Here is a 12,777-nt window from a genome sequence, read left to right on the forward strand (position 1 = left end):
AGCTATCGCCCTAGGCAACATACCCTCCTTGTGCAGGTCGAGGACTCTTTGCCATTCTTCTTCTGTGTGTATTTTTGTCATGCTAGCCTCTAAAGTTGTGTCTAACTTTTGGGGTTCACATCAGGCGAGGGGGTGCGCGGAAGACCCAGTGGACCCTATCGCTGCGCTCCAGGGTGACAGTACACCGGGGCTGAAGCCAGGGGGATTCTTCCCCCCCTCAAAAAAATGGGAAATCTCTTGACAAGCGCATTTCAAGAAATTATATTTATAGTGAACAAATGTTCAAATGAACAAAAAGTAACTAACAATCCGTCTTTTTCTAGCTTGTAGACGGAAGGAGCGAACAATGAAGAAAATGATAGTCGACGATATGGCAGTGGCTTTCACAAAAAGAAATCAAGACGACTTCATCAGCCTTACAGATATGGCTAAATGCAAAAACGCCGAGGCGACGGGTTTGGTAATTTCCCATTGGCTGAGTACCCGATATGCCATAGAATTTCTAGGAATTTGGGAAACTATCAACAATCCCGATTTTAATGTTACGGAATTCAGTAACATTAGAATTGACTCGGGAAGCAATGGCTATGTTCTTTCCTCAAAGCAATGGATTGAAAGGACGAACGCTATCGGAATCGTTTCCTCCGCGGGACGTTATGGAGGAACTTTCGCTCATAAAGATATCGCTTTTGAATTTGGCTCGTGGTTGAGCCCGAAATTCAAATACTACCTCATCCGCGAATACCAGCGCCTCAAAGAACAGGAACAGGCCAAATTGGGCTGGTCCGTACGCCGCGAACTATCCAAAATCAACTATCATATCCATACGGACGCTATCAAACAGAACCTGATTCCCGCAGTACTCACCAAACAGCAGATGAGCATTGTTTATGCGAACGAGGCGGATGTCTTGAATATGGCCCTGTTCGGGTTTACGGCAAAGGACTGGCGGGACACGCACCCAGATTTGCAAGGAAATGTTCGTGATTATGCGACGGTAAACCAGTTGATATGCCTTTCAAACATGGAATCTCTGAATTCCGTTCTGATTAACGACGGCGTTCCTCAGTCGGAACGCCTGCAAAAACTGAACCAGATTGCCATTTCGCAGATGACGGTGCTGGAATCCGTTGGGGAACATAAGCTGCTCAAATAGTTGAATAGCCCGGGGCACATCCCCTTCATTCAGAAACAGCTTTGGCATATCCACCGTCCTTCCATACCTTTTAGGCATAATAATGTATATTGCATAAAAGAAATGCTCAGTGGATTCTATCGCCTCTTCGAGGCTCCAGAATGACATTTTAGGAAAAGACTATGGAACTCAGGACGATCAGATACTTTTTGGCGGTGGCCGAGCAGGAGAGTTTTTCTGCGGCGGCGAACAACGTGCTTTTCGTGACGCAGCCGACGCTTTCGCGGCAGATGCAGGAACTGGAAGAGGAACTTGGCGTGCAGCTGTTCGAGCGCAGCAACAAGAAGACGACACTCACCGAAGAAGGGCTCCGATTCCGCAAGCGCGCCCAAGAAATCATGGAGCTGGTGGGCCATACCGAAAAGGAATTCGCCGAAGCGAGCAAGGAAGAAATCGTGGGCGACGTGTATATCGGCGGCGGCGAGACAAAGGCATTCAGCTTTATCGCGGCGGCCTGCAAGCGCATGCAGGCGAAGCATCCGAAAATCCGCATGCATATCACCAGCGGTAACGCCCAGGACGTGACCGAAAAACTGGACCAGGGTCTTCTGGATTTCGGACTTTTGGTGGAACCGGTGGACAAGTCGAAATACGAGTTCGTGGAACTCCCCGCGAAGGATACGTGGGGTCTGCTCGTCCGCAAGGATCATCCGCTCGCAAAAAAGGGCTTCGTGACCGTCCGCGACCTCGAAAACGTTCCGCTACTCGCTTCCCGGCAGACCATGATGATGCGTGAATTCTCGGGGTTACTCGGGCGCGACCTGCATTCGCTCAACGTCATCGCGACATACAACCTGATTTACAACGCCTCGGTTTTTGTGGAGCAGGGACTCGGAGCGGCATTCTGCCTGGAAGGCCTTTTGAACACCGGCGGCAAGAGCAAGCTCACTTTCGTGCCGTTCACGCCGTTACGCACCAGCGGTCTTGTGGTGGTCTGGAAAAAGAGTCCCGTCTTTAGCAAGCCCGCAGCAGCGTTCCTGCAAAGCCTGAAACAAGAGCTCGGGATGGAATAACCAGGATAATCGCCATCCTGTCGCAATTCGTTAAAAATTCCCCAAAAAAGAATTTTCAACCATATTTTCGCCCATTTTCTTAGTAAAAAATCAAAATTTAACGACTTTTTTACCAATACGGTCGAAATAATATATTTTAAGTTCATGAAAGTCTTATCCAATAAGCCTCTCCATGTCAAGGACGCAAACCTTGCTATACTCACGCCCATTCAACTGGTAAACAAGTTTTCCGACAAGGTCGTCGTTTTCGATTCGTTTGAAGGAATCGGACTCGAGAACTATTTCAACATTCAAGGAGCCGTGCTGCTACTTGTCAAACAGGGAAAATGCACCATCGAACTAGATCTAGAAAGAAGAACCTTGACCAAGCATTCGTGCGTTATCGTGCTCCCGAACCAAATTGCACGAATTTCAAATATCAGCAAGGACATTAAATTCATCTGCGTCACCTGCTCCTTGCCCATGGTCGAAGAATTGACGTCCCGTATAAACGAGGCCATCCCGATTACCCTCAGGGCAAAACAACAACCTGTCATAAAATTAAGCCCCTCTGAATACAACAACATCCAGCAATCTTTCAACTTCTTGATTGCAAAAATCAAGAAGAGCGGCAAAAACACCTATAATCTTCAAATAGTTCAAAACGCCTTGCTCGCCCTTGTTTACGAATGCATCGGCATCATTACAAAAAACAAAAACATCGAACAGCCTTCTTCCAAAAAAGAAGCCTTGTTCAATTCGTTCATCAACTTGGTATCCCAATATCACAAACAAGAACATAGCGTCACCTTTTACGCGACAAAACTTTTTCTCACCCCCAAATACCTGACGCGAGCTATCGAAGAAATCAGTCACAAATCCGCCAAGCGCTGGATAGACGAGTACATTATGCTAGAGGCCAAGATGATGTTGCGCTCCACAAAAATGACAATCCAAGAAATCGCGAGCGAGCTCAACTTCCCCGATATAAGTTTTTTCGGAAAGTTCTTCAAGCGAACGGCAGGAATATCGCCCAAGGCTTATAGGGAAAACAAGGATTAATATATTTTCAACATGAAGTCTTTCTTGTGCGCCATTTTATTCGCTGCAGCATTCGCGTTCGCCCAAAATGCGGACAGTTTAACCGCACAGAATTCTGCGCAATCAACCGCGGCGGATTCCGCACAGAAGCTTTCCCCCTTTGACCACCTAGGAAAAAACATGCTCGGGAGCGCGTTCAGCTGGCCGCTCGGATTCCACATGCTAGGCGGTGCGCTCACGTACAAGTTGTCTATGGAAGACAAAGACCTGATGGTCGCACGCTTCGCGGCAAGGCACAACGGCCTCACATTCAACCTCGTTTTCGGCCAGGGAATGGTACTGGGCACAGCCTGTCCCTTCCTCGTTCCCGGCTACATGTATTTCATCAGCGACAATAAATCCTTGAACAACACGGGCGCAGTAGCGGTGCAGGCGACTGCAGTCGCGTTCCTCTACAACAATATCCTCAAGGCAGTTTCAGGGCGCGCGCATCCAGATGCCGAGAACAATTCCGGTGATCTTTCGCGTGACTTCAAGTGGGGATTCTTCAGGCGCGGCGTATTTTACGGCTGGCCCTCGGGACATTCCATGACGAACGCATCGCTTGCCATGAGCATCGCAAGTTACAATCGAGACAATCCCTGGATCGTTGCCGGCTGCGGACTCTATGCGGGATACATCGCGACAAGCATGGTGCTGGGAGGCAAAGGCGAAGCGCACTGGCTTTCGGACGCCGTCGCGGGAACTCTGATGGGAGCGACCATCGGCTGGTACATCGGCAACACGTTCTACAAAGAAAAACAGGGCAAAGCAAGTTCCCTCCCCAAGGTCACCGTAGCCCCGCTATTCTACGACGACACCAAAGGCGCAGTCGTTTCACTGCGGTTCTAGCCGACTTATAAAAAAATCCTATTAAAAGCCATACGTATTTAGTATTGGACGCGGTGCATGCCGCGTTTTATATTTGGCATCAAACATAATAAGTACGGAGGCAAAAATGGCAGAACCTGAATTTAAGATAGACGATTTCATTGACATCACCGATGTAAAGTGCCCGACCACTTTCGTGAAGGCGAAAGTCGCACTCGAAGAACTCGAGGACGGGCAGATTCTCTCGGTGCGCCTGAACGACGGCGAACCGGTGCAGAACGTGCCGCGCAGCATCAAGGAAGAAGGTCACAAGGTTTTAAGGCTCACCGAGAATCAGGACGGAACGTTTACGCTGATTGTGAAGAAGGTGGGCGATTAACCGCCGGGCGAAAACCTGATTCCGAGTCAAGTTCGGAATGACAACGCTGGAAAAGGAATTTCACACAAGGAGTTAAAATGATTATCACAGTTGCCGGAAACAAAAAGGAAGTTAAGGACGGGCTGACCGTTGCAGAATTGATTGTACAGGAGAATGTGGAAACCCCGCTTTATGTGACGGTTTCGCTCAACGACGAATTTGTTGAAAACGGTGCATTTGAATCCACCACCCTCAAGGACGGCGACACCGTCGAATTCCTCTACTTCATGGGAGGTGGCTGCTAATGGCATTTACCAACGAACAACTCGAGCGCTATTCCCGCCATATCATCTTGAAAGAGGTAGGCGCGAAGGGCCAGAAGAAGCTCCTGAATGCGAAAGTGCTGATTATCGGTGCGGGTGGCCTTGGTGCCCCTGCCGCCATGTACCTCGCGGCAGCGGGTGTCGGCACTATCGGCATAGCCGATGCCGACGTCGTGGATCTTTCGAACTTGCAGCGTCAAATTATCCACGCCACCAAGGACGTGGGCAAGCTGAAGGTGCAATCCGCGAAAGAGACGATGAACGAGATGAACCCCGACGTGACGGTGAATACTTACCACACGTTCGTCACGAGCGAGAACATTCTCGACCTCATCAAGGATTACGATTTCGTGATTGACGGGACGGACAATTTCCCGGCGAAGTTCCTCATCAACGATGCGTGCGTGATGGCGAAGAAGCCCTTCTCCCATGCAGGCATCATCCGCTTCCAAGGGCAGCTCATGACGTACGTTCCGGGCCAGGGCCCGTGTTACCGCTGCGTGTTCAAGGAGCCCCCTCCGAAAGATGCCGTGCCGACCTGCAAGCAGGCGGGCGTTATCGGCGCCATGGGCGGTGTCATCGGAAGCCTCCAGGCGATGGAAGCGGTCAAGTACATCCTCGGCATTGGCAACCTGCTTACGGGTTACCTGCTGACGTACAATGCGCTGACCATGGAATTCCGCAAGGTAAAACTCCCGACCAAGACGGACGACTGCGCGGTTTGCGGGACGCACACGACCATCACGCAGTTGATCGACTACGAACAGGCGGTTTGCGACCTCAAACACTAGGCGGTACGCATGATAACTTTACCGAAAGCTGAATACCAGAAAATTTTGGAGCATGCGGAAAAGAACCTGCCCGAAGAGGCCTGCGGGCTCATCGCGGGGCGTATCGAAGGTGCTGACAAGCACATCGAAAAGGTCTACCTGCTCACGAATATCGACCACTCGAACGAACACTTTTCGCTTGACCCGAGGGAACAACTCTTGGCCATCAAGGATATGCGCCAAAACGGCCTTATCCCGCTCGGCAACTGGCATTCCCATCCAGAGTCGCCATCGCGCCCTTCCGACGAAGACAAGCGTCTCGCTTACGACAGCAAGGCGAGCTACTTGATCCTTTCTCTGCAGGACCGCGCAAAACCGGTACTTAATTCCTTCCACATCGAAGGTGTGGATGCCACCAACGAAGGCTTGGTGATAGAATAAAGGTCTCCGTACAACGGTGCCCTCGGGGTCCTTGTGAAATTCCGGCTCCGGGGGCACTTTATGTTTTTGCATTATGGAAATTGAACTGGGCGAAATAACAACTTGTCAAATGACATTGGCCGCGATAGCCGCCTATCCGGGCGAATGTTGCGGTATTTTGCTCGGGAAAACCAGCGAAAGCGGCGAGGTCGAAATTCTGGAAACCCGCGAAGCGCACAACCAGATTCAAGGAGCGCAGAAATCCGCCCATTTCAGGGTAGACCCGCTGTTCCTTTATCAGGTGGAGCGCGAAATCGAAGGTAGCGGAATCGAGGTGATTGGCTTTTACCATTCGCACCCCGATTGCGCGGCAGTCCCCTCGGACGAGGATTACGAGAACATGGTGCCGGGACTCATCTACGTTATTTTATCCGTAACAAAAGATGGCGTCAAGGATATCAGAAGTTACAAAAAAGATATTAATTACTGAACAACGCTTCCAGTTATAGACGTTATAGAAAAAAGCGATAATTCTGCATAAAAATATTGTATTGGACAACGTTAAAGGCCCAATCTATATTTGGCCGTGTACGGAATTACACTTTTTTTGTACGGAGGAAAAAGTGAAAATATACATATCAGCAACACTCAGGAATTTCTTTGGGAAAAACGCCCAAGTCGAGATACCCGCAAGTTCGGTGAGAAAGGCTCTCGCCATTCTTCTCGACATGTACCCGGATGCCAAAAACGTCCTTTACGACGACAACAACAAGCTCCGGAACTTTATCCAGATTTACATCAACAACAAGAGCCTGGCACTCGATGCGCTTTGGGAAACGCCCCTGCCCGAAGATACCGAAATACTGCTGCTGCCTGCCATCGCAGGCGGCGCACCGATTGTCGACAACACGTCGGTAGACAGCCTCATTTCGGATGAAAGACGCAAAGCGGTCTCGTTTGACGACTCTGAAGTCGAACGCTTCGGCAGGCACCTGATGCTGCGTGAAATCGGCGTCAAGGGCCAGAAGCGCATCAAGGCCGCAAAAGTGGTGGTCGCTGGCGCAGGTGCGCTCGGTTCTCCCGTAATCCAGTACCTTGCCGCTGCGGGTGTGGGCACCATCAAGGTCATCGATTTTGACGAAGTGTCGCTTGAAAACCTGCAGAGCCAAGTACTTCACGGCACACGCGATATCAAGCGCCCGAAAGTCGCATCGGCAAAGGACAAGGTCAAGAACATAAACAAGAACATTGAGCTCGTCGCCGAAAAAGTAAAACTCGATTCCTCGAACATCCTGGAAGAAATCGACGGCTACGATTTGGTGGTCGACTGTTCCGACAATTACAAGGCGCGCTACCTGATCAACGACGCATGCGCATTGCACGGCATTCCCGTGGTGTTCGGCGCTATCTACCAGTTCGAAGGCCAAGTGAGCGTATTCAATCTGGATGGTGGCCCGTGCTACCGTTGCCAATTCCCGTCTCCCCCGCCGGCAGGGCTCATTCCCTCTTGCTCCGAGGGTGGCGCCATCAGCCCGCTTCCCGGTATCGTCGGGAGCATTCAGGCGAACGAAGCGCTCAAACTCATCTTGGGCATTGGCGAGCACTTGAACGGAAAGCTCCTGCATATCGACAGCCTGAACTTGACTTCGAGAATCCTCAAGGTGGAACGCAACAGGGCATGCCCCATTTGCGGGAGCAACCCGACCATCACCGACGTGGAAGAAATCGATTACGAGGAACTTTGCGGGCTCAAGACGGAAAATGAAATTCCAGTGGAAGGCTTTACGCCCGAAGAACTTGCGAAGAAGATTGAAAATGGCGACCCGATGACAATCGTGGATGTTCGCGAACCGCATGAACGCGCAATTCTGCGATTCCCGAACGCCATCGTGATTCCCATCGGGCAGCTCGCCCGCAGGCAAAAAGAACTCGACCCGAACAAGGATACGGTCTTTATCTGCAAGCAGGGCAAGCGCAGCATCCTCGCGATAAACACCCTGCGCGAAGCCGGTTACACGGGCCCGCTTTACAACCTGAAGGGCGGTGTCGACGCCATGAAGGACATCATGTTCTCGCATGAAGGAGCATGGCTGTAAAATTTTTTGCACGATTTTCCTATAAAACTTATAGGTAAAAACAATAACATGGACAATTACCAACAAACTCACAACAAGAGGTAAACCACAATGGCTAATGAAGCTACAGAAAAGAAAACTGGCATCAACGCGCTCGGCGCAAAGGCTGCCTACAACCTTGCCAACGTCACCAAGACCAAGCCGCAATTCGCGTCCATCACTCCGAAGTGGCTTACCAAGTTCCTTGAATTCAAGGGCCTTGAAACCGGTCTGTTCCGCGTGAACAAGGTCGTGGAAGGCGAAACCCCGCTGGACGTGCTCTGCAGCCAGACCAAGAAATCCGACATCATCCCGGAAGGCTACGTCGAATACGAAACCGAACCGCGCGAATACAAGCTCAACTCCATCTCCACGATCATCAACGTCAACACCGCGATCGAAGATGTTTACAGCTCCCCGTATGACCAGGTTCAGAAACAGCTCGGCCTCGCCATCGAATCGCTGCGCGAACGTCAGGAAAGCCAGCTCATCAACAACGATGATTACGGCCTGTTGAAGAACGTCGCTGACTCCCAGCGCATCCAGCCGATCCGCGCCGACGGCCGCCCGACTCCGGACGATCTCGACGAACTCATCACGAAGGTTTGGAAGGAACCGTCCTTCTTCCTCGCCCACCCGCGTGCCATCGCCGCCTTCGAACGCGAATGCACCCGCCGTGGCGTGCCGCCTGTTGTCGTGGACATCGCCGGTGGCAAGTTCCTCACCTGGCGCGGCATCCCGCTGATTCCGACGAACAAGCTCCTTGTGGACGGCGTGAAGGATCCGAAGTCCCAGGGCGGCAAGACGAACATCTTGCTGGTGCGTACTGGCGAAGCCAAGCGCGGCGTGATTGGCCTGTTCCAGGCCGGTCTCAAGAACGAACACTCTCGCGGCCTTTCCGTGCGTTTCCGCGGTATCGACAACAAGGGTGTCGCTTCTTACCTGCTTTCCCTGTACTGCTCTGCGGCTATCCTTGCCGACGACGCCATTGCAGTCCTTGAAGATGTAGAGGTTGGCGAATACTATGACTACGAATAATCCAGAAACCAGATCGCTGGAAGAACTCGCCGGAGTTCCCAACGCGGCTGAACTGGAGCAATTGGCAAATGCGTATTTCCCCGACTTGACGGATAACGCATACGCAGCAACCCCCGCAGCGCCCGAAGCGCAGAACGCTTCCGCTGCACAGGGCGTCAGTGCCGCCCAGGGTGCCGCAGCCATCAACCAGACTCCCGTTTTCGACTGGGAACATCCTTTTGCTGAACGCCCTGAAACCCAGGCTCCGTTTGCATACGGCGGAAGTTCTACGGACACTTGGCTGGGTACGGTGGAAGCTCCCGCAGCTCCTGAAGCGCAGTTCTTGCCGCAGCAGGGTGATGTGGCGGTGGCTCCGGCACCTGCAACCGGTTACTCTCCGAAAGTCGTGTCCAAGACACAGGCTTACGAAGCTGGCCGCAAGGTAGATGCGCCCACGTCTCTCGGCGGTGATTCCGCCAAGAACGCTTCTGCAGCCCCGTCCGGAAATTCCAGGAACGATTCCATCCGCATCGGCTCCAAGACCCTGTCGCAGATCCGCGCCGACTTCCCGATTCTTTCGAAGCAAATCAACGGACATCCGCTGGTATGGCTCGATAACGGTGCTACGACGCAGAGGCCGCAGCAGGTCATTGACCGCCTCAAGTATTACTACGAAAACGAGAACTCCAACGTCCACCGCGGTGCACACACGCTTGCCGCCGCTTCGACGGACGCATACGAGAACGCCCGCGACATTGTCCGCGACTTCATTGGCGCTCCCTCGGCCGAAGAAATCGTTTTCGTGCGCGGTACCACCGAAGCCATCAACCTGGTCGCGAACGCTTACGTGAAGCCGACTCTCCAGCCGGGCGACGAAATCATCGTCTCCATCTTGGAACACCACGCCAACATTGTTCCTTGGCAACTTATAGCCGAAGAAACGGGCGCGATTATCAAGGTGATTCCGTGTGATTCCACCGGTCAGCTCAAACTCCACGATTACGAAGCCTTGTTCACGAAGCGCACCAAGTTCGTCTCCGTGACTCACGTTTCGAACGTTCTCGGTACGGTCACCCCGATTGAGGAATTGATCGCCATCGCCCACAGGCACGGCGTGAGAATCCTCATCGACGGCGCACAATCTATCGCGCACATTCCGGTAAACGTTTCCGCCCTCGATGCAGACTTCTTCGTGTTCTCCGGACACAAGGTGTTCGCCCCGACAGGTATCGGTGTCGTTTACGGCAAGAAGGAATTGCTCGAAGCCGCCCGCCCGTATCACGGCGGTGGCAACATGATTGCCGACGTGACATTCGAACGCACCATCTACAACGGAATCCCGAACAAGTTCGAAGCGGGGACCGGAAGCATCGCCGACGCCGTTGGCCTTGGCGAAGCGCTCAAGTACCTCTCCGAAATCGGAATGCCCTGCGTATTCAGGTGGGAACATGAATTATTGCAGTACGGCCTCAAGGAACTGAAGACTGTCAAGGGTCTGCACCTTGTAGGAACCGCACTCAACAAGGCTTCTGCGCTGGCCTTCAAGCTCGACGGATACTCCGACGAAGAAGTTGGCAAGAGGCTCGACGCTTACGGCGTTGCCGTCCGCACCGGGCACCACTGCGCACAACCTGTCTTGCGCCATTTCGGGTACGAGAGCACCGTGCGACCCACACTCGCGCTGTACAACTCGCCCGACGACATCGATGCACTCGTAAGAGCGCTGAAGACGTTCGCGTAATTCAGACATAGACGGCCCTTCGGCAGGCTCAGCAACCAGAACCTTAACAAGTTCACTGAGCTTGTCGAAGTGATCGTCGTAACACACATTCAACAACAATCCCTATGCACGAATTAATCCAGGAATCAGAAGTCGAAAAAGCCGTACAGACTATCTTCAACGATTACAACGGCAACAAGCACATCGATAACATCGATATCTACAATCGACCCGACCAGGCCGAGATTCAGGCGATTTTGCAGAATTTAATCCGAGTCGTATATCCTGGGCATTTTAGGGACCGCACGCACAAGATTTACAACCCGAAAAACAGTTTCGCGGTTCTTATCGAAGACACTTTCTACCACCTCCATAAACAGGTGGCCATCGCGCTGGATTACTGCAAGCTTCGCGGTTCCATGACATCCGACGAGCGCAAGATTGAAAGCTACCGCATCTGCAAGGAATTCTTCGCGAAAATTCCGCAAATCCGCGAATTCCTCGAAACTGACTTGCACGCCGCCTACGACGGCGACCCTGCCGCCGGCTGCCTCGACGAAATCATCCTCGCCTATCCCGGCCTCTTGGCGACAACCATCTTCCGCATCGCCCACGAGCTTTACCTGTTGCACGTGCCGGTTCTGCCGCGCCTCATGACCGAATATGCGCATTCCAAAACGGGAATCGACATCCACCCGGGCGCATCTATCGGCAAGTACTTCTTTATCGATCACGGTACAGGAATCGTGATTGGCGAAACCGCCGTCATCGGCAAGAACGTGAAGATTTACCAGGGCGTCACTCTGGGCGCACTTTCAACAAGAGGCGGCCAGCGACTCTCCGGCAAAAAACGCCACCCGACTATTCGAGACAACGTGACGATTTATGCGGGTGCATCCATTCTCGGCGGCGAAACCGTCATCGGCGAAAATGCGGTCATCGGCGGCAACACCTTCATCACCAGTTCCATCGACGCCAACACGCGCGTGAGCATGAAGAACCCCGAAATGGATTTCCGTACGGCAAGTAACCAGCACAAGACTACTGAAGTCCAGCCCAGCGAGGAGTGGTTCTACATTATTTAAGTTAGCGACTACTCGCAGGTAAATCCCTGCAGTTCAAGCCCCGCGCGCATCTCGCCGTAAGTCGAGGTGCGTTTCATGTCCATGGCCTTCATGAATCGGCAATCGTTGTCGATGTGCATCTGGAAACCCGTCATGGTCGGAGTCACTTCGCCCTTGCCGCTCGCACGGATATGCGCCATCATCTGTTCGCGCTTGCTGCTCATCTCGGGCGGTACGAACACGTCCGTCACGATATCGACATTCTCGATTTCATAATCGCCGAACACGAAAGAAATCTTCACGAGATTCTGGAGGCCGTTGAACTGCCCGTTGACTTTACAGACAAGATTCTTGTGCGGATTTTTCTTCGGCTTTTTATTTGCGTTCACATTCTTCTTGGGCGTGTACTGCAATGCGGAAAGAAGCTCTCCTTCCTTCACGGCGCCAACGAGGCGGTTGACAATCTGCCCATTCTTTATAAGGAAAAATGTCGGGAAAGCCTGGATAGGGAGCGAAGCCTTGACTTTTTCAATACCCGGTTCATCGATGCCCACGGAAGCCACCTTGATATCAGGGTAGTTTTTCGCAATGCCAATGAGCGTCGGAATCATGATGAGGCAAGGCGGGCAACTCGTAGAAGAAATTTCCAGAATGACCGGCTTTTTGGACTTGAGGATTTCTCGCTCGAAATTGTTGTCGTTGATCTTGACGATTTTGATATCTTCGTCCGCATCCTTGGCGCTTGCATACGTAAAACCGCCTGCGACGAAAACCACGGCCATTGCGAATGCCGCGACACACTTGACAAAACTTTTTTCGTAGAACTTCATCTTGCCTTCCTTGTTTCTCTATCGTAAAATAGCAAAACAAGGAGGGGATTTACAATGCCGCAG

At 52.1% G+C, this 12,777-nt stretch carries 14 protein-coding genes; 13 read left to right on the forward strand and 1 reads right to left on the reverse strand.

Annotated features, from left to right (window positions below; all coding sequences use genetic code 11):
• Positions 1-346: 346 nt before the first annotated feature.
• The 13 genes from IK012_RS09785 (at position 347) to IK012_RS09845 (ending at position 11,905) form a co-directional block, all read left to right on the forward strand.
• Entirely contained in the window at positions 347-1,156 is an 810-nt protein-coding gene (locus IK012_RS09785; protein ID WP_290953784.1) for a KilA-N domain-containing protein, read from the forward strand.
• Positions 1,157-1,317: 161 nt separating this feature from the next.
• Positions 1,318-2,208, forward strand: coding sequence for a LysR family transcriptional regulator (locus IK012_RS09790; protein WP_290953786.1), 891 nt, complete (start codon positions 1,318-1,320; stop codon positions 2,206-2,208).
• A 144-nt stretch (positions 2,209-2,352) separates the two neighbouring features.
• On the forward strand, positions 2,353-3,249 hold the full coding sequence (locus IK012_RS09795) for a helix-turn-helix transcriptional regulator (RefSeq protein ID WP_290953788.1): 897 nt from the start codon (positions 2,353-2,355) through the stop codon (positions 3,247-3,249).
• Between the two features lie 12 nt (positions 3,250-3,261).
• The gene (locus IK012_RS09800) at positions 3,262-4,119 is read left to right on the forward strand and encodes a phosphatase PAP2 family protein (RefSeq protein WP_290953791.1); all 858 of its coding nucleotides are present in this window, start codon (positions 3,262-3,264) and stop codon (positions 4,117-4,119) included.
• 106 nt (positions 4,120-4,225) lie between these two features.
• Positions 4,226-4,477, forward strand: coding sequence for a sulfurtransferase TusA family protein (locus IK012_RS09805; protein ID WP_290953793.1), 252 nt, complete (start codon positions 4,226-4,228; stop codon positions 4,475-4,477).
• A 77-nt stretch (positions 4,478-4,554) separates the two neighbouring features.
• Positions 4,555-4,761 carry a sulfur carrier protein ThiS gene (gene thiS / locus IK012_RS09810; protein WP_173384911.1) on the forward strand — a complete coding sequence of 69 codons (207 nt, stop codon included), beginning with the start codon at positions 4,555-4,557 and terminating at the stop codon, positions 4,759-4,761.
• A complete protein-coding gene (gene thiF, locus IK012_RS09815; RefSeq protein ID WP_290953798.1) occupies positions 4,761-5,570 on the forward strand; it encodes a thiazole biosynthesis adenylyltransferase ThiF in 810 nt (269 codons plus the stop codon). The genes thiS and thiF overlap by 1 nt, the downstream gene beginning before the upstream one ends.
• Positions 5,571-5,579: 9 nt before the next feature.
• Positions 5,580-5,990: a M67 family metallopeptidase gene (locus tag IK012_RS09820; RefSeq protein WP_290953801.1), complete on the forward strand. Its 411-nt coding sequence runs from the start codon at positions 5,580-5,582 to the stop codon at positions 5,988-5,990.
• 73 nt (positions 5,991-6,063) lie between these two features.
• A complete protein-coding gene (locus tag IK012_RS09825; RefSeq protein WP_290953804.1) occupies positions 6,064-6,459 on the forward strand; it encodes a M67 family metallopeptidase in 396 nt (131 codons plus the stop codon).
• 133 nt (positions 6,460-6,592) lie between these two features.
• Positions 6,593-8,065 carry a molybdopterin-synthase adenylyltransferase MoeB gene (moeB, locus tag IK012_RS09830; RefSeq protein WP_290953806.1) on the forward strand — a complete coding sequence of 491 codons (1,473 nt, stop codon included), beginning with the start codon at positions 6,593-6,595 and terminating at the stop codon, positions 8,063-8,065.
• A 90-nt stretch (positions 8,066-8,155) separates the two neighbouring features.
• A complete protein-coding gene (locus tag IK012_RS09835) occupies positions 8,156-9,121 on the forward strand; it encodes a family 2A encapsulin nanocompartment shell protein (protein WP_290953809.1) in 966 nt (321 codons plus the stop codon).
• Positions 9,108-10,841, forward strand: a complete 1,734-nt coding sequence (locus IK012_RS09840; protein WP_290953812.1) for a SufS family cysteine desulfurase — start codon at positions 9,108-9,110, stop codon at positions 10,839-10,841. The genes IK012_RS09835 and IK012_RS09840 overlap by 14 nt, the downstream gene beginning before the upstream one ends.
• A 104-nt stretch (positions 10,842-10,945) precedes the next feature.
• Positions 10,946-11,905 carry a serine O-acetyltransferase gene (locus IK012_RS09845; protein WP_290953815.1) on the forward strand — a complete coding sequence of 320 codons (960 nt, stop codon included), beginning with the start codon at positions 10,946-10,948 and terminating at the stop codon, positions 11,903-11,905.
• Between the two features lie 8 nt (positions 11,906-11,913).
• Here the strand turns inward: IK012_RS09845 and IK012_RS09850 are convergent, their stop codons facing one another.
• Complete coding sequence (locus tag IK012_RS09850; protein WP_290953817.1) at positions 11,914-12,714, reverse strand: co-chaperone YbbN; 801 nt, start codon at positions 12,712-12,714, stop codon at positions 11,914-11,916.
• Between the last annotated feature and the right edge of the window lie 63 nt (positions 12,715-12,777).

The sequence above is a fragment of the Fibrobacter sp. genome (genome assembly GCF_017551775.1).
Taxonomy (GTDB): domain Bacteria; phylum Fibrobacterota; class Fibrobacteria; order Fibrobacterales; family Fibrobacteraceae; genus Fibrobacter.